Annotated in this window: 18 protein-coding genes; 10 read left to right on the forward strand and 8 right to left on the reverse strand. The window is 70.7% G+C overall.

Annotated elements, in window-relative coordinates; all coding sequences use genetic code 11:
• Complete coding sequence (gene tilS, locus Cba03nite_RS13495; protein WP_203745685.1) at positions 1 to 996, reverse strand: tRNA lysidine(34) synthetase TilS; 996 nt, start codon at positions 994 to 996, stop codon at positions 1 to 3.
• The gene (locus Cba03nite_RS13500; protein WP_203745687.1) at positions 993 to 2,048 is read right to left on the reverse strand and encodes an Rv3626c family coenzyme F420 biosynthesis-associated protein; all 1,056 of its coding nucleotides are present in this window, start codon (positions 2,046 to 2,048) and stop codon (positions 993 to 995) included. The genes tilS and Cba03nite_RS13500 overlap by 4 nt, the downstream gene beginning before the upstream one ends.
• Positions 2,049 to 2,135: 87 nt before the next feature.
• On the opposite strand from Cba03nite_RS13500, the gene Cba03nite_RS13505 reads away from it, so the two are divergent.
• From Cba03nite_RS13505 to folE, 5 genes are all read left to right on the forward strand, one after another.
• Positions 2,136 to 3,686: a gamma-glutamyltransferase family protein gene (locus tag Cba03nite_RS13505; protein WP_239125698.1), complete on the forward strand. Its 1,551-nt coding sequence runs from the start codon at positions 2,136 to 2,138 to the stop codon at positions 3,684 to 3,686.
• Positions 3,687 to 4,104: 418 nt separating this feature from the next.
• Positions 4,105 to 7,401 (forward strand): S8 family serine peptidase, encoded by a 3,297-nt coding sequence (locus tag Cba03nite_RS13510; RefSeq protein WP_203745691.1) that lies wholly within the window; start codon positions 4,105 to 4,107, stop codon positions 7,399 to 7,401.
• Between the two features lie 153 nt (positions 7,402 to 7,554).
• Positions 7,555 to 8,118, forward strand: a complete 564-nt coding sequence (gene hpt / locus Cba03nite_RS13515) for a hypoxanthine phosphoribosyltransferase (protein ID WP_203745693.1) — start codon at positions 7,555 to 7,557, stop codon at positions 8,116 to 8,118.
• A gap of 630 nt (positions 8,119 to 8,748) precedes the next feature.
• Positions 8,749 to 10,752 (forward strand): ATP-dependent zinc metalloprotease FtsH, encoded by a 2,004-nt coding sequence (ftsH, locus tag Cba03nite_RS13520; RefSeq protein ID WP_203745695.1) that lies wholly within the window; start codon positions 8,749 to 8,751, stop codon positions 10,750 to 10,752.
• The gene (gene folE, locus Cba03nite_RS13525) at positions 10,749 to 11,393 is read left to right on the forward strand and encodes a GTP cyclohydrolase I FolE (protein WP_203745753.1); all 645 of its coding nucleotides are present in this window, start codon (positions 10,749 to 10,751) and stop codon (positions 11,391 to 11,393) included. The genes ftsH and folE overlap by 4 nt, the downstream gene beginning before the upstream one ends.
• On the opposite strand, the gene Cba03nite_RS13530 is transcribed toward folE, so the two are convergent.
• The 3 genes from Cba03nite_RS13530 to Cba03nite_RS13540 all read right to left on the reverse strand — a co-directional run bounded on the left by Cba03nite_RS13530 (position 11,394) and on the right by Cba03nite_RS13540 (position 14,370).
• Positions 11,394 to 12,017: a hypothetical protein gene (locus Cba03nite_RS13530; protein WP_203745697.1), complete on the reverse strand. Its 624-nt coding sequence runs from the start codon at positions 12,015 to 12,017 to the stop codon at positions 11,394 to 11,396.
• 28 nt (positions 12,018 to 12,045) lie between these two features.
• Positions 12,046 to 13,998 carry an FtsK/SpoIIIE domain-containing protein gene (locus Cba03nite_RS13535; RefSeq protein ID WP_239125700.1) on the reverse strand — a complete coding sequence of 651 codons (1,953 nt, stop codon included), beginning with the start codon at positions 13,996 to 13,998 and terminating at the stop codon, positions 12,046 to 12,048.
• Between the two features lie 99 nt (positions 13,999 to 14,097).
• Positions 14,098 to 14,370: a hypothetical protein gene (locus Cba03nite_RS13540; protein WP_203745699.1), complete on the reverse strand. Its 273-nt coding sequence runs from the start codon at positions 14,368 to 14,370 to the stop codon at positions 14,098 to 14,100.
• Positions 14,371 to 14,463: 93 nt separating this feature from the next.
• Here Cba03nite_RS13540 and Cba03nite_RS13545 point away from each other — a divergent pair, with 93 nt between their 5' ends.
• The 5 genes from Cba03nite_RS13545 to Cba03nite_RS13565 all read left to right on the forward strand — a co-directional run bounded on the left by Cba03nite_RS13545 (position 14,464) and on the right by Cba03nite_RS13565 (position 18,096).
• Positions 14,464 to 14,625, forward strand: coding sequence for a hypothetical protein (locus Cba03nite_RS13545; RefSeq protein WP_203745701.1), 162 nt, complete (start codon positions 14,464 to 14,466; stop codon positions 14,623 to 14,625).
• A gap of 79 nt (positions 14,626 to 14,704) precedes the next feature.
• Positions 14,705 to 15,202: a hypothetical protein gene (locus Cba03nite_RS13550; RefSeq protein WP_203745703.1), complete on the forward strand. Its 498-nt coding sequence runs from the start codon at positions 14,705 to 14,707 to the stop codon at positions 15,200 to 15,202.
• The gene (locus tag Cba03nite_RS13555) at positions 15,202 to 16,356 is read left to right on the forward strand and encodes a hypothetical protein (protein ID WP_203745705.1); all 1,155 of its coding nucleotides are present in this window, start codon (positions 15,202 to 15,204) and stop codon (positions 16,354 to 16,356) included. The genes Cba03nite_RS13550 and Cba03nite_RS13555 overlap by 1 nt, the downstream gene beginning before the upstream one ends.
• Positions 16,357 to 16,427: 71 nt before the next feature.
• Positions 16,428 to 17,519 (forward strand): S8 family serine peptidase, encoded by a 1,092-nt coding sequence (locus Cba03nite_RS13560; protein ID WP_203745707.1) that lies wholly within the window; start codon positions 16,428 to 16,430, stop codon positions 17,517 to 17,519.
• 79 nt (positions 17,520 to 17,598) lie between these two features.
• A complete protein-coding gene (locus tag Cba03nite_RS13565; protein WP_203745709.1) occupies positions 17,599 to 18,096 on the forward strand; it encodes a hypothetical protein in 498 nt (165 codons plus the stop codon).
• A 1-nt stretch (position 18,097) separates the two neighbouring features.
• On the opposite strand, the gene Cba03nite_RS40625 is transcribed toward Cba03nite_RS13565, so the two are convergent.
• From Cba03nite_RS40625 to Cba03nite_RS13575, 3 genes are read right to left on the reverse strand one after another with little or no spacing between them, the layout of a single operon-like run.
• A complete protein-coding gene (locus tag Cba03nite_RS40625) occupies positions 18,098 to 18,712 on the reverse strand; it encodes a hypothetical protein (RefSeq protein WP_373315748.1) in 615 nt (204 codons plus the stop codon).
• The gene (locus tag Cba03nite_RS13570) at positions 18,709 to 19,854 is read right to left on the reverse strand and encodes a M23 family metallopeptidase (RefSeq protein WP_203745711.1); all 1,146 of its coding nucleotides are present in this window, start codon (positions 19,852 to 19,854) and stop codon (positions 18,709 to 18,711) included. Before Cba03nite_RS13570 ends, Cba03nite_RS40625 begins: the two co-directional genes overlap by 4 nt.
• Positions 19,851 to 20,375, reverse strand: coding sequence for a hypothetical protein (locus Cba03nite_RS13575; protein ID WP_203745713.1), 525 nt, complete (start codon positions 20,373 to 20,375; stop codon positions 19,851 to 19,853). Before Cba03nite_RS13575 ends, Cba03nite_RS13570 begins: the two co-directional genes overlap by 4 nt.
• Positions 20,376 to 20,563: the final 188 nt, after the last annotated feature.

Raw genomic sequence — 20,563 nt, forward strand, 5'->3', positions numbered from 1 at the left:
TCAGCCCGGTGCGGCGGCCAGCTCGCCGTCGCGCCGGGCCACCGCGATCCCGCCGGGCAGCAGCGTCGGCCCCTGCCCGTGCCACGTGGTGACCAGCGCGTCCAGCGCCGCCACATGCCGGTGCGACAGCGCCGCGCGGGGCGCGCCCAGCTCCGCGGCCCACCCGTGCAGCACCCGCGTGCGCAGCGCCGCGGGCAGCTTCCCCAGCTCGGCTGTGGACAACCCATCGGGGGTACGGCAGCGCGCCAGCGCCGCCTCCGCCAGCTCGTCGAGGTACGCCGTGTCCTCGGCCAGCAGGCCCGCGGTCCGGGCCAGGTTCGCCACCACGCCCTCGCCGAGCGCCGTGACCAGCGCCGGGAGCAGGTCCGCCCGCACCCGCGCGCGAGCGTAGGACGGGTCTGTGTTGTGCGGGTCCTCCCACGGGGTCAGCCCGAGCGCGGCGCACGCCGCCCGGCACGTCTCCCGGGGCACGTCCAGCAGCGGCCGCGCGAACCGTGCCCCGAGGTGCTCCCGCAGGGTCGGCATGCCCGCCAGCCCGCGCGGCCCGGCGCCGCGCGCCAGCGCCAGCAGCACCGTCTCGGCCTGGTCGTCGCGGGTATGTCCGAGCAGGACCGCCGCCGCATCGTGCCGCCGTGCCGCGCCGGCCAGCGCGGCATACCGCGCCTCCCGCGCCGCCGCCTCCGGCCCGCCCGCCGTCCCGACCTCGACCGTGGCCACCTCGACGGGCTCGAATCCCTGCGTGCGCGCCCAGCTCGCCACCTGCCCGGCCCGCTCCGCCGAACCCTCCTGCAACCCGTGATCCACCGTCACCAGCCCGGCCCGCCACCCCAGACGCGGCGCGACGAACGCGGCGCACGCGGCCAGCGCCAGCGAATCCGCCCCGCCCGAACACGCCACCAACACCATCGGCGGCCGTGCGGCCACCTCGGGGAGGGTGGGCAGGAGGGTGCGGATCGCGGCGCGGATCGCGGCGATCGAGGGGTCGAGCCGGGTCATCCGGGGGCGGCGGCGGTGACCACGCGGGTCACCCACACGTCCGGGTCGGCGATCTCGTCGAGGGTGGGCAGCGTCTGCGGCGACGTCCAGATCCGGTTCAGGCCGTCCATGCCGACCCGGTCGAGGACCGCCTGCACGAAGCGCCTTCCCTCGGCGTACTGCCGCATCTTGATGTCTATGCCGAGCAGCTTCCGCAGATACTGCTCCACGGGGTTGCTGGGGTTGCGGCGCTTGTCGAACGCGGCGCGGATCCGGGCGACCGACGGGATGACCTGCGGGCCGACCCCGTCCATGACCACCTCGGCGTGCCCCTCCAGCAGCGTCAGCACCGCGGTGAGCCGGTCCAGCACGGCCCGCTGCTCCGGGCTCTGCACGGCCTCCAGCAGCGACGTGCCGCGGGCGTCGTCCGGCTCGCGGGCCGCCTTGACCGCCGCGACCACCTGCTGGTACGCCTGCGAGAACATGCTGCCCGACGGCGGCTCGGTGGCCTCGACGAACGCACGCACCTCGGCCAGGAAGTGCTCGCGCAGCCACGGCACCGCGGTGAACTGGGTGCGGTGGGTGACCTCGTGCAGGCACACCCACAGCCGGAAGTCGCGCGGGTCGGCCTTGATCCGGCGCTCCATGCCCACGATGTTCGGGGCGACCAGCAGCAGCTGCCCGACGGGCGCGCCGAAGATGTCGTACTGGCCGAGCACCTTGCCGGACAGGTAGCCGAGCACGGCACCGGCCTCCACGCCGGTCACCTTCGCGCCGACCACGTTGCCGAGGAAGCCCACCTTCTCCTCGAGCTTGTCGGTCAGCGGGCTGATCACCGTACGCAGGCCCTGCACGTTGACCTCGGCCCACGTGCGCCGGTCCACCACGCGCACCGGCCCGTCCGCGAGCTGCGGGGTCATCCTGGTGTACTCCGCGACGTGGCCCACCGCCTCGTCGGCCAGCCGCCGCAGGTCGGCGACGACCTCGGTGGCCTGCTCCAGCGTCACGGACGGCCCGGTGGGGCCGAACCGCGCGGCGGTGGTCGAGGCGAGATCCCAGTCCACGAGAGCCATGCCTAAGAACCTACTCCCCCGTAGCGAGAAACCACGGCGTGCTTGGATCTAGGAATGCGACAGGCGGTGTACGCGCCCCAGGGAGCGGTGGCCACGAGTCAGCCGCTCGCGGCCCAGGCGGGCCTGGCCATGCTGCGCGAAGGCGGCTCGGCGGTCGACGCGGCGGTCGCCGCCGCGGTGACCCTGACCCAGGTGCAGCCCGGCTCCAACGACATCGGCGGCGACCTGTTCGCCCTGGTCTGGGACGGGGAACGGCTGCACGGCCTGAACGCCTCCGGCCGCGCCCCGGCCGCCCTCACCCTCGACGCGATGCGCGCGGCGGGCAGCGCGCCCTCAGCCGCGCTCGGTGGTGGGCAGGCGCGCGCCGAGCTGGCGCCGCCGGACCGCGGCTGGCTGCCGGTGACCGTGCCCGGCGCCCCGGCGGGCTGGCGCGACCTGCACGACCGGTTCGGGCGGCTGCCGTTCGAGCGGCTGTTCGCCGACGCGGTGCACTACGCCGAGCAGGGCTGGACCGTGTCGCCCACGGTCGCCGCACGCTGGGCGAGTTCGGTGGAGCTGCACCGCTCGCTGGGCCACCCCGAGTGCCGGGCCTGGGCCGACGTGTTCGCGCCGGACGGGCGCGCGCCCCGGGTCGGGGAGCGGTTCCGCAACCCGGGCGCGGGGCGGGCGCTGCGGCTCATCGGCGGCAGCCACGCCGACGCCTTCTACCACGGGGAGATCGCCGCCGCGCTGGAGGCGTACGCGGCGACCACGGGCGGCCTGCTCACCGCCGCCGACCTCGCCGCGCACACCAGCACCTGGGTCGAGCCCGCCGCTGCCGCCTACCGCGGGCACACCGTGTACGAGCTGCCGCCCAACGGGCAGGGCGTCGCCGCGCTGCAGGCGTTCGCGCTGCTCGACGGGCTGGCCGGGCACGGGCTGCACGAGCAGATCGAGGCGATGAAGCTCGGCTTCGCCGACGCGCACGCGTACGTCGCCGATCCCGACCTGGCCGCGGTGCCCGACCTGCTGGAACCGTCCTACCTGGCCGCGCGCCGGAAGCTGATCACCGGCCGGGCCGGGGACCCGGCGCCCGGCGACCCGATGCGCGGCGGCACCGTCTACCTCGCCGCGGCCGACGCCGACGGCATGATGGTCAGCCTGATCCAGTCCACCTACATGGGCTTCGGCTCGTTCGTGACGCTCCCCGGGTACGGCTTCAGCCTGCAGAACCGGGGGGCGGGGTTCAGCCTCGACCCGGCCCATCCGAACGTCGCCGCGCCGGGCAAGCGGCCGTTCCACACGATCATCCCCGGGTTCCTGTTCCGGGACGGGGAGCCGGTCGGGCCGTTCGGGGTCATGGGCGGGCACATGCAGCCGCAGGGGCACCTGCAGCTCGTGCTGGCCACCGTGGACGGCGGGCTCGGGCCGCAGGAGGCGCTGACCCGGCCGCGCTGGTACTGGCACGCGGGCCGGAAGGTCGAGGTCGAGCCCGAGTTCGACCCGGTGCTGGTCGAGGAGCTGCGCTCCCGCGGTCACGAGGTCACCGTGGCCACCGACCGCTCTACCTTCGGCATGGGCCAGGCCATCTGGCGTATCCCCGGTGGCTACGTCGCCGGCTCCGAACCCCGCGCCGACGGCCAGGCCGCCGCCTACTGACCCCACCCTCGGACCTCGCCGCACCGGCTGCCCGCCGCACCGGCTGCCCGCTAGTGGCCGGGCGACTTCCGGGGCCGGGCCGCCCAGCCATGATCGCGAGTTCGTGTCGAAACCTGGGGTGGGACCACAGGTTTCGACACGAACTCGCGATCATCCCGGTGGCCAGAGGGGGCTGGTCCGTCCATGATCGGCGTCTCGTGTCAAAAGGTGAGGTGAGACCGCAGATCTTGACACGAAACGCCGATCATCCCGGTGGCCGGTGGCCGGTGGCCGGTGCCGGTGCCGGTGCCGGTGCCGGTGGCGGTGGGGGGTGGGGCGGGAGGCGGACGATCGGGTCGGGGTGGAGGGGGTTTGAGCTGGGCGGATGGGGGGTTGGCAAGTCCCGGGCTGTGGGGTGGTCGTTGACGCCACTGTGAAGATGGCTACTTTTGTCCGGATCAGCTGCGGGCTGGCCCTGGTGGCAGGCGCGGCGGTGATACCGGCCGGCGGCGGCGCGGCCGCGCCGGACGACGGCCCGCGCAAACTCCGTCCGGCCTCGCGGACCACGGTCGGCAAGGCCCCGACCAGCAGGCTCGCCAGGACCGACCGGAGCCTGCTCGACCGCAGCGACGGCGAGCGCATCCCGGTGCTGGTGAAGCTCGACTACGACGCGGTGGCCAGCTACGCGGGCGGCCTGCCGGGGCTGCCGGCGACCAGCCCGGCGGTCACCGGGGCGCGGCTGCGCAGCGGTGACGCCGAGCGCGCGTACGAGCAGTACCTTGCCGAGCGTGAACGCAGCTTCACCACGGCGCTCGCCGCGCGGGTGCCGCAGGCGCGGGTCGGGCAGCGGCTGCGCACCGTGTACGGCGGCGTCGCCCTCACCCTGCCCGCGAACCAGGTCAAGCAGCTGCTCGCGGTCGAGGGCGTGGTCGCCGTGCAGCGGGACGAGCTGCGCGAGCCGCTGACCGACGCCTCCAGCTCGTTCATCGGTGCGGACGTGCTGCAGAGCGGCGCGGCGGCGAACGGCGCCCCGACCAGCCAGGCCGGCAAGGGCGTCATCGTCGGCGTGCTGGACACCGGCGCCTGGCCGGAGCACCCGTCCTTCGCCGACCAGGGCGTGCTGGCCGCGCCCCCCGCGAAGACCGACGGCGCGCCACGCCGCTGCGACTTCGGCGACAACCCGCTGACCCCGGCCCGCGACGTGTTCCGCTGCAACAACAAGCTGATCGGCGGCGCCCCGTTCCTGGACGCGTACCTGGAGTCGTTCCCGGACGAGACGTACAAGACGGCGCGGGACAGCGACGGGCACGGCACGCACACCGCCTCCACCGCCGCGGGCAACGTGGTCACCTCGGCGAAGGTGTTCGGCGTCGAGCGCGGGCCGGTGCACGGTGTCTCCCCGGGCTCCTGGGTCAGCGTCTACAAGGTGTGCGGCAAGCAGGGCTGCATGTCGTCGGACTCGGCGGCGGCCGTGGCCCAGGCGGTGCGCGACGGCGTGGACGTCGTCAACTTCTCCATCTCCGGCGGCACCGACCCGTTCAGCGACCCGGTCGAGATGGCGTTCCTGGACGCGTACGCCGCCGGGGTCTTCGTCGCCGCCTCGGCGGGCAACTCGGGCCCCGAGGCGGGCACCGTCAACCACCTGTCCCCGTGGGTGACCACGGTGGCCGCGTCGACGCAGCGCCGCGAGTTCAGCTCGGCGCTGACCCTGCAGGCCGGTGCGGTGCGCAAGGTGCTGCACGGGGCGTCGCTGACCGGGGCCGCCGGACCGGCGCCCGTGGTCCGGGCCGGTGACACCAAGGGCTACAAGGGCGGCATGACCTGCGCGAAGCCCGCGAAGAAGGGCCTGTTCACCGGCAAGATCGTGGTCTGCGAGCGCGGCGGCAACCCTCGGGTCGAGAAGGGCTGGAACGTGCTGCAGGGCGGCGCCCTCGGCATGGTCCTCTACAACCCGGAGCTGCAGGACGTCGAGACCGACAACCACTGGCTGCCCACCGTGCACCTGCCCGACGCGGCCCTGCTGGAGTTCCTCGACGCCAACACCGGGATCACCGCGACCATCGGCGCGGGCGAGGCCGGCGCCGGCACCGGCGACGTGATGGCCGCGTTCTCCTCGCGCGGGCCGGGCGGCCTCGCCCTCAAGCCCGACGTCACCGCCCCCGGCGTACAGATCCTGGCCGGGCACACGCCCACCCCCGACGAGGCCGCGGGCGGCCCGAAGGGCGAGCTGTTCCAGGCCATCGCGGGCACGTCCATGTCCTCGCCGCACGTGGCGGGCGCCGCCGCGCTGCTGGCTGCCCGGCACCCCGGCTGGACCCCCGGCGAGCTCAAGTCCGCGCTGATGACCAGCGCGGTCACCGACGTGGTCACCGAGGACGGCAAGACCGAGGCCGGGCCGCAGGAGATGGGCGCGGGCCGGATCGCCGTCGACCGGGCCGACGAGGTCACCCTCACCGTCTCCGACACCGCCGACCGCATGATGGCCCTGGCCGGGGACGAGGTGCGCGCCGTCGACCTCAACCTGCCGTCGATCAACGCCCCGGTCATGCCGGGCCGCCTGACCACCGTGCGGACCCTGCGCGACATGACCGGCCGGACCACGGCGTACGACGTCAGCACCACCGCGCCGAAGGACAGCGCGATCAGCGTGCCGCCGGTCGTCGTCGTCCCCGCGGGCGGCACCGCCACGCTGCCGATCACCGTCAGCTCCCGCGCCACCGGCGACGCCTACCTGTCCGGCGAGGTCATGCTGACCCCGCAGGGCGGCGGCCGGGCCCTGCACCTGCCCGTGTCGTTCAAGCCCGGCCAGGGCCAGGTCACCCTCGCCAGCACCTGCACCACGAAGAAGGTGGCGCTCGCGGGCACCGCGAAGTGCACCGTCACCGCCGCCAACACCGGCTACGACGACGCGCCCGTCGACCTGGTCACCCGGCTCGACCCGGCGCTCGCCCTGACCGGCGTCGACGGCAGCGCCCGCGCCGCCGGGCCGCGCGAGATCCGGCACACCGGCACCCTGCGCGGCATCGAACCGGGCCGCCCCGGCCTGGCCGACCTGGACGACCGCGTCTGGCGCCCGCTCACCGTCCCCGCCGACCCCATCGGCGACGAGGAGATCATCAACTACGAGGTGCCCGAGTTCGGCTACGGCGGGCAGACGTACACCCGCCTCGGCGTCGTCTCCAACGGCTACCTCGTCGTCGGCGGCGGCACCGGCCAGGACGTGCGCTTCGAACCGCCCACCGCCGACGGCGCGCCCAAACACGACCCGGCCCGCCCGAACAACGTGCTCGCCCCGTACTGGGCCGACCTCGACGGCACCAAGGCCGAAGGCGTGCGCGCCGCCACCGTCAAGGGCGGCGGCATCGAGTGGATCGTCATCGAGTGGCGGGTCAACCGCTTCGGCACCAAGGACGGCCAGCGCTTCCAGGTCTGGCTCGCCACCGGCCCCGACGAGGACGTCCGCTTCGCCTACGACCGCAAGGACCTGCCCGGCGGCGCCAAGACCTTCGCCGTCGGCGCCGAGAACGCCCTCGGCAAGGGCGAGCTACGCACCACCAGACCAGGCCCCGACCTGCGCGTGCGCACCACCGACGGCAAACCCGGCGGCACCGCCTCCTACACCGTCCACCTACGCGCCCTGCTCCCCGCAGACGCCCGCATCACCACCACCATGACAAGCCCCGAAGTCCCGGGCACCACGGTCGTCCGTACCAAGATCCCCATCACCACCCCCTGACGATGGCAAGGAAGGGCACCTTCTTAACGGATTCCGTAGAAGAAGGTGCCCTTCTTAACGCCCTGACCAGCCCTTGACCAGCCCTCGGGATGATCGTCACCAATTCCGACCCCGGCGTGCGCAAAGCACCGACAGTCGGGCACCCTTAAGCACATGGGCTGGTACGACGCGGACATCGACCGTGTGATCATCACTGAAGAGGAGCTGCGGGCCAAGACCGCCGAGCTCGCCAAGCAGGTCGCCGCCGACTACGCGTCGGTCGACAGCCTCCTGCTCGTATGCGTACTCAAGGGCGCGGTCATGTTCATGGCCGACTTCTCCCGCGAACTCGGCAAGGTCGGCGCGCCGCCGGCGGAGCTCGAATTCATGGCGGTCTCGTCGTACGGCCAGGGGACGACCTCCTCCGGCGTCGTCCGGATCCTCAAGGACCTCGACCGGGACATCGCGGGCAAGCACGTGATCGTCGTCGAGGACATCGTCGATTCCGGTCTCACGCTCTCGTGGCTGTTGAAGTACCTCGAGTCTCGGTCGGCCAAGTCGGTCGATGTGGTGGCTCTGTTCCGGAAGCCTGAGGCGATCAAGGTGCCGGTTCCGGTGAAGTATGTCGGGTTTGATATTCCGACTGAGTTCGTTGTGGGTTACGGGCTGGATTATTCGGAGCGGTACCGTGAGGTGCCTTATGTCGGTATTTTGAAGCCTGAGGTATATCAGCGCTAGTCGTTGGCTTCGCTCCGCAGGGGGTGTCGCCGGGAACGCTGGGGGCCGCCAAGAACGGGCGGCCCTTTACGCTTTTCCCGGCGACACCCCCTGCTCCGCTAGGTTCAGGTGGCTGGGTTGGGTGGGGCGTGCAGCATTTTTTAGGGGCAGCACACGGGTAACGCCCCATATTGGCTCCTACGAGGTTGGAGTCACCGTGGCTGGGTTTTGGGGGTCACTGACCCACAAGGTCACCGTGGGAGCCGTTCCTGGTTACTTCTTGTGTTCTGGTTAGCGTGCAGGCATTGAAACTCTGCCTTCGGTATCAGTCGAGCGGAGCGGGGTGGTCGGACGGGGCCGCGTAAAAGGCCGCGGGTTTTGCGGCCCCAGCGGCACCGGCCGGCCACCCCGCGGAGCGACCCCACGGCGGCCGGGACGAAGCGAGTCAGCCCACAGCGAACACCCGGGGGATTTGGGTAGATTCGGGGCTGCTGGAGCTGAGAAAAGGCTGAACGTTGTGCGATGGGGGACACGCATGGGCCACCCGAGTGTTTGTACGGTGTACCGTCGAGTGACCGGGCCGCGCCCGGTGAGCTGACCGCCTCTATCGATCAGGAGGACACGGGCGCGCACAAAGCGTCCGGTAACAGCATGGAGCGTACGCGTTTCTTCCGCCGGCCGATCTTCTGGATCTTCATCGTGGCCATCGGCGCGATCCTGCTCAGCCAGCTCTTCACCAGCGGCCCGAGCTACCAGCCCGTGGACACCTCGGTGGCGCTCGCCCAGTTGAAGAATGCTGGGCCGGGGGCGATCAAGGAAGTGCAGATCCGGGACAAGGAGCAGACGATCCGGATCGACCTGGCCAACAAGGCCAAGTTCGATGACGTCGAGACGGACAAGATCGAGGCTCAGTATCCGGCTGATGCGGGTCTTGAGGTGTTCAACGAGGTTGATGCCGCTAAGACGGCTGGGAAGATCTCGGGGAACTTCGACACCGAGGTCACCGAGGAGTCGGTGTTCCTGTCGCTGCTGGTGAGCCTGCTGCCGATCGCCGTGCTGGTGATCCTGCTGCTGCTGTTCATGTCGCAGATGCAGGGCGGCGGCTCGCGGGTGCTGAACTTCGGCAAGTCGAAGGCGAAGCTCGTCAGCAAGGACACCCCGAAGACGACCTTCGCGGATGTGGCCGGTGCCGACGAGGCCGTCGAGGAGCTGCACGAGATCAAGGACTTCCTGCAGAACCCGGCGAAGTACCAGGCGCTCGGCGCCAAGATCCCGAAGGGTGTGCTGCTGTTCGGGCCGCCCGGAACGGGTAAGACGCTGCTGGCGCGGGCTGTGGCCGGTGAGGCGGGGGTGCCGTTCTACTCGATCTCGGGTTCCGACTTCGTCGAGATGTTCGTGGGTGTCGGTGCGTCGCGGGTCCGTGACCTGTTCGAGCAGGCGAAGGCGAACGCGCCGGCGATCGTGTTCGTGGACGAGATCGACGCGGTGGGCCGCCACCGCGGCGCGGGTCTCGGCGGCGGTCACGACGAGCGCGAGCAGACCCTCAACCAGCTGCTCGTCGAGATGGACGGCTTCGACGCGAAGGGCGGCGTCATCCTGATCGCCGCGACCAACCGTCCCGACATCCTCGACCCGGCGCTGCTGCGCCCGGGCCGCTTCGACCGCCAGATCGCGGTGGACACCCCGGACATGGTCGGCCGCAAGTCGATCCTGCGGGTGCACGCCAAGGGCAAGCCGTTCACGCCCGACGTGGACCTGGACGCGGTGGCGCGGCGTACGCCGGGCTTCACCGGCGCCGACCTCGCCAACGTGATCAACGAGGCCGCGCTGCTGACCGCGCGTCAGGACAAGCGCGCCATCTCGAACGAGTCGCTGGAGGAGTCGATCGACCGCGTGGTCGCCGGCCCGCAGCGGCGCACCCGGGTCATGTCGGACCACGAGAAGAAGATCACCGCGTACCACGAGGGCGGGCACGCGCTGGTGGCCTGGGCGCTGCCGCACTCCGCGCCGGTGCACAAGGTGACGATCCTTTCGCGCAGCCGCTCGCTGGGCCACACCCTGGTGCTGCCGACCGAGGACAAGTACACCCAGACCCGCGCCGAGATGATCGACACCCTGGCGTACGCGCTGGGCGGCCGTGCGGCCGAGGAGCTCGTGTTCCACGAGCCCACCACGGGCGCCGGCAACGACATCGAGAAGGCGTCCGCGCTGGCCCGTGCCATGGTCACCCAGTACGGCATGAGCTCGAAGCTCGGTGCGGTCAAGTACGGCACCAGCGGCGACGAGCCGTTCCTGGGCCGGTCCTACGGCCACGAGCGGGACTACTCCGACGCCATCGCCGCCGAGATCGACGCCGAGGTGCGCTCGCTGATCGAGACCGCCCACGACGAGGCGTACGAGATCCTCGTCGAGTACCGGGACGTGCTGGACAGCATCGTGCTGGAGCTGATCGAGAAGGAGACCATCTCGACCGCCGACATGGCGCGCATCTGCGCCCGCGTCGTCAAGCGGCCGCCGATGGCCCCGTTCAACGGCTTCGGCAAGCGCACGCCCTCCACCCAGCCGCCGGTGCTGACCCCGGCCGAGGTGGAGAAGCAGCGCGAGTCCGCCGACGGCGAGGTCACCGTCTCCTCGTCCGCGGAGGCCTCGAACTGAACCGCGAGCAGGAACTCGACCACCTTGCCGCACGCCTGGTCGACGGCTCCCTCACCGGTGTTCCGGTGGAGGAGACCGTCGACCTCGCGCGTATCGAGAAGGCCGTACGCGAGATGCTGCTCGCGCTCGGCGAGGACCCCGACCGGGACGGCCTGCAGAAGACCCCCGCCCGGGTGGCGCGGGCCTACGCCGAGCTGTTCGCCGGGCTGCGGGTCGACCCGGCGCACGTGCTGACCACCACGTTCGAGGCCGACCACGACGAGTTCGTGCTGGTCCGCGACATCGAGGTGTTCAGCCTCTGCGAGCACCACCTGCTGCCGTTCAAGGGCGTCGCCCACGTCGGCTACCTGCCCGGCGAGGACGGCCGCATCACCGGCCTGTCGAAGCTGGCCCGGCTCGTCGAGGTGTTCGCCCGCCGGCCGCAGGTGCAGGAGCGGCTCACCTCGCAGATCGCCGACCTGCTCCAGGACCGGCTCCAGGCGCGCGGCGTCATCGTGGTGCTGGAGTGCGAGCACATGTGCATGGAGATGCGCGGCATCCGCAAGGCCGGTGCCCGCACCGTCACCAGCGCCGTGCGCGGCATCCTCAAGACGGACCCGAAGACCCGCGCCGAGGCCATGTCACTGATCCACTCCCGCTGATCACAGCAGCGCGAGCAGCAGCACCACCACCAGCGCCGGGGCGATGCACACCAGCGCGCCCACCTGCGGCGTGCGCGGCCGATCCGGGTACACCATGCCCGTCACCAGCCAGCCCGCGCCGAATGCGAGCGGTGCCAGCACCAGCCCGCACACCGCCGCGAAGAACAGCTGCGCGTCCGGCTCGGCCAGCCCCGCCACCGCCAGCTGCACCAGCATCGCGACCAGCGCCAGCGGCCCGTACACCAGCAGGTTGCGCAGCGCCTGCGGGCCGGTGCCCTCGTCGTCGAGCCGGGCCAGCGCACCGTCGGCGACGTCCACGTGCGCGCCCGCCTGCCGCAGCGCCGCCAGCGCCACCGCCGGGCCACCGGCGACGGCCTGCGCCGCGTCGTGCAGCTCAGCGGGCCCCGGCTGGAGCATCGGCGCGGGCACCCCGGCCCGGCCCGCCGCGTCCACCAGCCGGGCCGCCTGCATGGCCAGCCTGCCGTGCACCGTCGGCAGCTCGTCCCGGGCAGCCGCCAGCGCGGACGCCTCGCCCGCCGCCGCATCCGCGGCCTCCCGGCGTACCGTGTCCAGCCGATGCGCCGCCGCCAGGTACTCCGACCAGGCTGTGCTCCGCTCGCTCACGCCGCCTCCCGCATACCCTCGCGCCCGCTCATGCCGGTCCCCGGCCCAGCTCGGCCGTGGTCAGCACCAGCGGCGGATCCGAATCCGGGTCGCGGGCCTGCCACAGGCGCTGCCGCAGGGCCGACAGCACCTGCGCGTCGGCATCCGGGTCCGGGAACCGGACCGTCTTCTCATGGCCGCGCGTGGCGCCCCGCGGCCCGCCCAGGCCGCCCGCGGTGTTGACCACCGCGCAGCCCAGCGGGAGCGTCGCCGCCGCGTCGTTCGTCGCCTCCAGCGCGTCCCCGCCGCCCGGCAGCGCCACCCGCACCGGCACCTGGCCGAACAGCGAATCTCGCCGCGCGTGCAGCGCCTCGATGCCGCGCACCGTCTGCGAAACCAGGATCAGGTGTACGCCGCAGCCGCGCCCCCGCCGCCCGATCGACTCCAGCAGGCCCAGCGCCTCCGCCGCGATCGGATCGGCACCCGACAGCAGCACCGGGAACTCGTCGAGCACACACACCAGCCGCGGCAGCTGCCGGTGCTCGCGCGCCTGCACGAACCGGCTCACCTGCAGCTCCCGCCACAGCTCCTCCCGGCGGGTCAACTCGCCGTCCAGCTCCCGCAGCACCGCCAGCCCGTGCTCACGCCCCGACTCCAGCCCCACCACGCGGGCGTGCGGCAGCCACGCCGGATCGTCCGGCCCCGGCGCGAACCGGGCCAGCCCCCGTCCTGGCTTGAAGTCCAGCAGATACAGCCCCAGCTCGTCCGGGTCGTAGCGGGTGCACAGGCCGTACAGCACGTTCGCCAGGAACGCCGACTTGCCGCCGCCCGCCCGCCCCCCGATCAGCCAGTGCGGCGTCAGGTCGGCGAACACCAGCGAGATCGGCGTCTCCCCGGCCAGCCCCGCCGTCGTCGACAGCCCCGCCGCCGACGACTCCGCCCACCAGTGATCCGGATCCGGCAGCAGGTCCATCAGGTGCACCTGCCCCGACTGCACGTAACGCTCGGCCAGCTCGCGGCACACCCGCTGCACCAGCTCCGCCGGCGGGTCCGGGTCGAGCCGCACCGGCACCGAAAGCCCCGGCCACGAAGCCGTCGGGCTCGGCCCGCCACCCGCCGCCGGGCGCCGCTCGGCCTGCGCCGGCACCGTGAACGGCGCGCCGCCCAGCAGCGCGTACGGGTTACGCAGGGCGATCTGCGTACTCATCGGCAGCGGCTGCTGCGCCGCAGGCTGCGCCGTGTCCGGCGTCAGCGGCGGCGGCGGCCAGCCCGCCACGATCAGATGCAGCCCCGTCGCCGGGCCGGCCTGCGCCAGCGCCGTGATCCGGGCCAGGTCCGAGCCCTCCACCGCCGACGGCAGCGCCGCGATCAGCAGCAGCATCGTGCAGTCCCGGCGGCGCGGCCGCGCCGCCGGGCGTCGCTGCGCCTCCGGCCGGCTCGGGCGCACCCAGTGCTCCGCCTCCGCCAGCACCGCCTGCAGCCCAGCCCGATCCATCACCGGCGGCGGCATCAGGCCCGCGTCGGCCAGCGCCCCGAACGGCGCGAACAGCGCCCCGCCGACCGCGTCCACCGCGCGGACCACCAGCGTGCCCGACGGGGCCGTCGCGAGCAGCCGCAGCAGGATCGCCCGCAGCACCCCCGCCACCCGCGGATCCCGCGAATCGGCGGTGAACGTCAGATGCCCCGTGCCCAGCAGCGGCACCACGGCGGGGAAAGCCGCATCCTCCTGCGCGGCCGCCGTGCCCACCCGCACGAACTCCGGGCGGCGCTGCTCACCCAGCGCCATGCCGGCCGGCACCGAGTCCAGCGGCGTACCCAGCCAGCCCGGCGTCAGCCGGGCCGCCGCGTCACGCAGCCGCTCGGCGAGCGCCTGCTGCTCGGCCAGGTCCGTCCGAGGTGGCGGAAGATAACCGTCCAACGCGGACGCGGCCGCCTGCGCCACCGCCGACGCGTGCCGGTGCAGGCTCGCGGCCTGGTCGATCCGCGCGTTCAAACCGGGCACGGGAACACCTCCGCTGCGTCCTCCCCGGGGGAGGGTAACGCAGAGCGCCCGATACCCGGCGCAACTACGCGGAAGCAACTCCCGTGTAAACCCGACAGATCAATCCTGCAGAAGGTAGTCGATGAACCTCGCCCTGATCAGAGGCTCCTGGTCGCCGTAGCGGTGGCCGGTGAACTCGCGCCACAGCGACACGGTGTCGTCGATCGCGGCGCCGATGTCGGCGAGCTCGCGCTCCTCGGTCTCCGGGGAGGTCGGCAGGTGCTTGAACAGGTCCCAGAAGAAGCCGAGGTCACGCTGCTCGCGGGCCTTGGCGAAGGCGCGCTCGCGCAGGTCGTCGGTGGTCAGGGCGTCCAGTTCGGCGAAGTCCGTCACCCGACCAGCGTACGGGGTGCCGGGGCGGGGCGGCCCGACTCGGCTCGCCTGGGACGCTCGATCCAGCCCGGGGTGACCGATATCGTCGTCGGCGTGTATCAGAACCCGCCGCCGAAGCGGCCGAACCCGATCCTCGGCCTGGTCAAGAAGCCGATGATGCTCGCGCTCGCCGGCGGGGCGGTGGTGCTGCTGCTCGTGCTCGCCTGCTGCTGCGGCCTGTGGGTCTTCGGCAACCTCAACACCGGCTCGGTCTGACCCGGCGACACCCTCCTGTGGCAGCGAACCAGCCCGGGCAGGCGGCAGATCAGCCGGTTCTCACGTTTATCCACAAGGGATGGACGAGGCCTGTGCGATCAGTGCTCGTTCGGCTACGCTGCCGCATGACGTGCTGATGTACGTCACTGCTCATGGGGAGGTGAGCACGGTGGAGACACCGATGAAGCCGCTGTCCGTGGATCTGACCGAGGTCAGCAGGGTGACTGCCGACCTGCGTACCCAGGCCGCCGCGGCTCTGGAGTCCGGGGTGGGTGAGTTCGCCAGACAGATCGATCGTGGCGTGCTCTTCGGCACGTTCTCGCCCAGCGGAGAGACCCAGGCCGCGCGGAACGCGCTCTGGGCGGCATTGCACCGCCACTATGAGAACGCGGAGCGGCAGCTGGCTCTTGGCCGCGCCCTCGCAACCGGCCTGGAGAAGGCTCTGGCGAACTACACCGAGGCCGACGACCTCGCTGCGGCGGCGCTCAACTTGATCGATCGCGAGATTGCGGCTGCGGCGGAGCGAGCCGGACACGTAGGAATGCGGCACCGTCAGGGGCGGGGAGCGCACGTCTGATGACCGAGGCGAACCCGAACGAGCTGCGCATGCTTGTCACCCGAACGCCATCGGATGCGACCGCCGGGAAGCTGCCGCCACAACCTCACTGGCCTGCGCCGCCCGTCGACTGGAACGACTACGACGTTCCCCGGATCTGGGACAGCCTCGGCTGCTTGGACCACGAGGTGACCTGGGATCAGGCGCGCACCATCGCCAGGCAAGGCGACCTGCTGAACGCTCAGGCCGAAGCGCTGGAGCGGCTTCGGGATCGGCTCGCGGAGGCATGGTCCGGTGGCCAAACTCCGGCAGCGGCTGCGGCCCTGGGCAAGATCGATTGGCTTATCAAGGCGATACGCGCCGACGCACTGGCGGCCGCAACGACAGCGCGGGGAGTTAACGGTGTCCTGGAGACCATGGCGTCGGCGAAGCGCGCGATGGAGCCGGTCGCGAATCGGTGGTTGGGTGTCACGAGGACCGACCCCCGGGCGTGGCGGCCGCTGGCCGATGAGCTGAACGAGAAGGCTCGGAAGATCATGGTGTCCGCTGACGCCGTGATCCGAGACCATCGGGAAAACATCATCGTGCCTGCTCAGACCCGGCCGCCCACCGTCGCTGTGGTCGTTCCACCACCTGACCCGCGCAAGCCGGTCGCTGGGGGCAGCCGTTTCAATGGCGATGCCAGTACCGACTGGACGCCCGGTGCAAAATCCGGTGTCCACGCTCCGTCCGGTGCCGAGCCTGTTGAAACCGAGATACCAGCAGAACCCGGGCCCGTCCTGAGCGGTCTGCCGGTTCCCGGGATTTCGGGCGGAGTGCCGTCGGCGCTGCCCATCTTTCCGGGTAGCGAGTATGCGCGAGGTGGTGGTGCATACGTCATGCCCGGCGGAGCTGGCACGCCAGGCCAGGTGGTGCCGATGCCCGCAAGACCCGCTGCGGTGCCGCAGGGCTCCGGCCCTGGCGGTTCGGTGGGCATGATGCCCATGCCGACCCCGATGGGCGGAGCGACGCCCGGTAGTGGAGGCGGATCAGGCGATCGCTATCGGCAAGGCGCTCACACTCGCTGGGAGGTGCAACAGGGTGGTCCAGCGGTCATCGAGCCGGGACCTCAACTCGGCCCTCGACCGGCAGAGAGCGAGCTGGACCCAGACGATTTCCGCGAGTGGTTCACCTAGGCGGCCATGCCGTGGAGGCTGACGGACGCGGGTGAGCCGGCGCCCATGGTGACCATTCGCAGAGGTGTCGCATGACTGCCTTCAACCGCGTCGTGAAGGTGTGCGCCGCCGCCATGGCAATGGCCGCATTCGGCGTCATGAGCGCACCGTCGGCGGTTGCCCAGGACAGGATCGATGACGGGCAGTGGTACCACTCCCTGTTGAGGACCTCTGCGGCACATCGGGTCACGCAGGGTGCGGGAGTGACCGTCGCGGTCATCGATACGGGGGTCGATGCCACACATCCGGACTTGGCGGGCGCGGTCCTGCCTGGTGCGGACTTCACTGATGCTGGGCCGGGTGACGGCTGGCTTGACACGGACGGGCACGGCACCGCCATGGCCGGCCTGATTGCCGCGCACGGCCGGGTCACCGGCGTCGCCCCAGCGGCGCGGATCCTTCCTGTTCGCATGGATAGCGGAGGCGACCTTGCCAGGGGCATTCTGTGGGCTGTAGAGCAGAAGGTCGGTGTCATCTCTATCTCGCGGATGCTCCTCGATGAAGACATCGTCGTGAGGCAGGCCGTCGAGGAGGCACTGGCCGCGGACATCGTGGTCGTCGCCGGAACCGGGAACCGGACAGAGTCCACGACGATGAGCTACCTCGCGCGTATTCGGGGCGTCGTCGCCGTCGGGGGTGTCGACCGGGCCGGGAACCACTCGGCGATCTCCGTCAGTGGAGCCGAAACCCTGCTTGCCGCGCCATGTGACGAGGTGTCCAGCACCTACCCCGGCGGTGAGTGGGCGGTGGCCACTGGTACCTCGAACTCGACAGCCTTGGTCGCGGGCGCGGCCGCCCTTGTCCGCGCCAGATTCCCCAACATGCCTGCGGCCGAGGTTGTCCACCGGCTCGTCGCGACGGCGATCGATAAGGGGTTCCGTGGTCCTGACGGCGAGTACGGCCATGGTCTGATCGATATCGCCGGGGCGCTCACCAAGAACGTCTCACCATTCTCACCGTCACCATCCCCATCTCCTAGCGATGGCTCAGCGACGACAAGCTCTGGGCAAGCAGGGCCGGGATCATCGGCACCCTGGAAGCGAGTGCTCATCCCGGCTGTAGTCGGCCTGGTCGTTGTCAGCGTCGTTCTGGGTATCGGGTTCCTGTCTAGGCGCCGAAGCTAATAGATGGGTATGCAGCGCCTACGTTGCGACATGGCGGCGAGGGCTGGCGCGTGGGCGCTGGTACGCGAGAATGGGGGTCATGTCGCGGTCGGCGAAGTGGCGAAAGATCTTGTTGGTCCTCGGTGCCGTCCTCGCGGTCGCTGGTGTCGGAGGAGCAATCACTGCGGTGCTGACATACCACGAGGCGACGAAGATCGATCGCAGTAATCCCAAGGTGGTTTTGGACGAGTATCTGCGTGCTGCCTTGGTTCAGAAGGATGGCGTTCTGGTTGAACTGCACTCGTGTGAAGAGCCCACACGACTCGGGCCGATCGTCGCGCTCAGGAAAGAAATGGATCAACGTGAGCATGACTTCGGTGTCAACGTGCTGGTGACTTGGGGAGCCATCGCGGTGGCCGAAGCAGATTCGGAGGCTACGGCAACGACGGCGCTGACAATCTCGGGCCGCAAGGATGGAGCTGTGACTAGCAAGCGCACCGAAACCTGGCGATTTACGTTGGTTGATGAAGGCGGATGGCGTGTTTGTAGGGCGGATCGGCTTGAGCAACCCGCCCCGTCTGCGAGCAGCTCGCCTTAGGCTATTCCAGCCAGAGTTCGGCGAGCGGGACCGCCCGTGTCGCTGGCACCTGCCCGGTCGCAGCCCATCGGTACCAGTCGTGTTCCTGGGCGACTCTTACCTGAGGGGTGCTATCTGGCCCTGTATGTGCCTCTGTTACCGCCCTCAGGCCTCGTTGTTCCCCGTCAGCACCCATCTGTACCAGGCGTCGCCCCATGAGCTGGCCGGTCGACTGCGAGGCGATGGTCTCTGCGGGTAAGGCCATCCTGGTGGGAGGAGAATCCAGCGAAACGAGGCTCAGGCCGTCAACATTGGCGGAGCGTTCGCTTGACGTGCTGATTGTCTCGACCCATACCCGTTCGACCGGGACAAGCGCCGCGAACACCTCTACCCTCTCGCGCTCGGCGCGGTACCACTCGGCCTCAGACAAAACGGGGATCAAACTGCGGGCTCCCTGGCGGACCATTGAGTCGCCGCGCATGCCGGTTCGCCAACCGTGTCCCGGCAATCCGATCATGACCCGCGCACCGCGCAGCACACCCCCACTACTGATGACCGTGAGCGCGGGGACCGGCACGATGGGTGCCGGCGGGGTGCGCCATTCGGCCGCCCACGCCGCGAAGTCTGCCTCGGTCATGCCGAGTCGTTCCCCTTTCCCAGCGTGGCGCCCTTGCCGGCCATGAATGGCACAGGGTCGATCGTTCCGGTCCGCGACCTGCGGTCGCCATTGAGGTGGACCTGGAAGTGTAGGTGCGGACCGGAGGAGTGGCCACTGTTGCCGACGAAGCCGATCTGCTGTCCGGCGCTGACCCTTTCTCCCACCCGCACCAGCGGTCGGCTCTGCATGTGGCAGTAGCGGGTGATGACCTGCCCTGCATGCAGGATGTCCACGTACCAACCGCATCCCGGCGTAGACAGCGAGCCATCGCGGTCGCATCCGCCGACGTCGCACTTGCTGACGATGACGACCCCTGCGGATGCGGCGCGAATCGGTGTGTGCCTGGCCGCACCGAGGTCGACACCGTTGTGACCAGGACGAGACGCGGTGCGGTATCCGGAGACGACGCCTGCGCCGACCGGCGCGGTCCACCCCGACGCGGCGATCTGGCCGAACTCGGCGCACTTCAGCTGATTGCCGACGACCACTGCACGTGCTGCGCCATCGGCCAGTTCGTTGACGATACGTGTGGCGAGCGGCTCGTGCTTGGCATAGGCGTTGGGATAGGCGCTGACCTGCACGCGCTGCGCGGCGACAGTCAGTGGAAGCGACTCCCACTGTTTGATCTTCACCAGCTTCTTGTAGAACTTCGTCGACGAGTAGACCGGGTCCATGATCTGCTCGGGTGTGCCCCAACCTTGGCTGGGACGCTGTTGGAATAGCCCCAGCGAATCATGGTCGTTCCGTTCCCCGAGGTGACCGTGGTTCGTGAGGCTGCTCTCCTGCATCGCCGTGGCAACTGCAATCACCCAGCCACGGGGCGGCACCTTGAGTTCCTGACCGGTCTTGATGATGACCGCCGCATTGCGGATCTTGTCCTCGCTGTAAGGGCCGATGCGCGGGAACTCACCGGTGACGCTGATCGTCTTGGTGGTTCCGCAGCCCATGGCGTTCGCCAACGGCGAGGTGTTGGTGGCCAGATCTCCGAAGACCACGGCAACGATCGCCCCGCTGCAGCACAGCACACCGAGCACACCGGTTACCGCCACGATCAGACCGGGCCGCAGGATTTTGCGCCCCTTATCGCGAAGGGGTGCGGCGAGCGACGGAAGCGCGCTCATACGCGCTCCCAGTCGATGCCGTCGACCAGCCAACGGCCTCGCTCAGTCACCATGCGCAGCCGTAGCAGGCCCGCATCGATCGGAATTACCACTTCTACATATGTCGCGGCAAAAGCCTCCATGCGGGCTTCCCCGGTGACGCGGTCAGCAGGTACGCCGTCCGGGTCGACGCCCTCGAGTTCTCCGACCAGGGTGTCGGTGCTGTGCGGACGCAGCGCGTCCAACCACGCGGTTGCGCTCCGGTCGTGCTTGATCCATTGCTGAGCGAACTTGTTCGCCACTGACATGGCCTGCGCGTCGTTGGTCGGCACCACGGGGCTGGGCGACGGGTCATGCTCCACCACGCCGTCGTCACCGTGGGTGGGATCGACCTGGCTGGGCGCAGACTGCGGTTGCGCGCCGAATCCGATGGGATCAGCCGGGCCGCCCAACAGTTTGCCGAATGCGACGATGATCGCGACCACCGCGGCCAACCCGAGCGCCACCACGGTGCGGGGCCGTAGAGGGATTCGGGACAGCATGACTAACTCCGCTCCGCCCAGGTTTCTGATCGGCTCGGTGCAGGTGATTCCGTGGTGCTTTCCGAACGGGCCTCAGCACGCGTCGAAGCCTGCTGGGGTACTGACGCGGGTCGGTAGACCGCGTAACTCGGCGAGCCCTCCGGCACGTCCGGCGAACGCCAGGCCTCGGAACGGACCGGCTCGCCGCC

Source organism: Catellatospora bangladeshensis, assembly GCF_016862575.1.
Lineage (GTDB): Bacteria > Actinomycetota > Actinomycetes > Mycobacteriales > Micromonosporaceae > Catellatospora > Catellatospora bangladeshensis.

What these genes read in the sequence shown, in the direction of transcription:
- Cba03nite_RS13510 (WP_203745691.1), top strand. Translation starts at nt 4,105, where the DNA reads ATGGCTACTTTTGTCCGGATCAGCTGCGGGCTGGCCCTGGTGGCAGGC.
- Cba03nite_RS13575 (WP_203745713.1), bottom strand. Translation starts at nt 20,375, where the DNA reads ATGCTGTCCCGAATCCCTCTACGGCCCCGCACCGTGGTGGCGCTCGGG.
- Cba03nite_RS13560 (WP_203745707.1), top strand. Translation starts at nt 16,428, where the DNA reads ATGACTGCCTTCAACCGCGTCGTGAAGGTGTGCGCCGCCGCCATGGCA.
- Cba03nite_RS13555 (WP_203745705.1), top strand. Translation starts at nt 15,202, where the DNA reads ATGACCGAGGCGAACCCGAACGAGCTGCGCATGCTTGTCACCCGAACG.
- Cba03nite_RS13570 (WP_203745711.1), bottom strand. Translation starts at nt 19,854, where the DNA reads ATGAGCGCGCTTCCGTCGCTCGCCGCACCCCTTCGCGATAAGGGGCGC.
- tilS (WP_203745685.1), bottom strand. Translation starts at nt 996, where the DNA reads ATGACCCGGCTCGACCCCTCGATCGCCGCGATCCGCGCCGCGATCCGC.
- ftsH (WP_203745695.1), top strand. Translation starts at nt 8,749, where the DNA reads ATGGAGCGTACGCGTTTCTTCCGCCGGCCGATCTTCTGGATCTTCATC.
- Cba03nite_RS13550 (WP_203745703.1), top strand. Translation starts at nt 14,705, where the DNA reads ATGGACGAGGCCTGTGCGATCAGTGCTCGTTCGGCTACGCTGCCGCAT.
- Cba03nite_RS13565 (WP_203745709.1), top strand. Translation starts at nt 17,599, where the DNA reads ATGTCGCGGTCGGCGAAGTGGCGAAAGATCTTGTTGGTCCTCGGTGCC.
- hpt (WP_203745693.1), top strand. Translation starts at nt 7,555, where the DNA reads ATGGGCTGGTACGACGCGGACATCGACCGTGTGATCATCACTGAAGAG.
- Cba03nite_RS40625 (WP_373315748.1), bottom strand. Translation starts at nt 18,712, where the DNA reads ATGACCGAGGCAGACTTCGCGGCGTGGGCGGCCGAATGGCGCACCCCG.
- Cba03nite_RS13500 (WP_203745687.1), bottom strand. Translation starts at nt 2,048, where the DNA reads ATGGCTCTCGTGGACTGGGATCTCGCCTCGACCACCGCCGCGCGGTTC.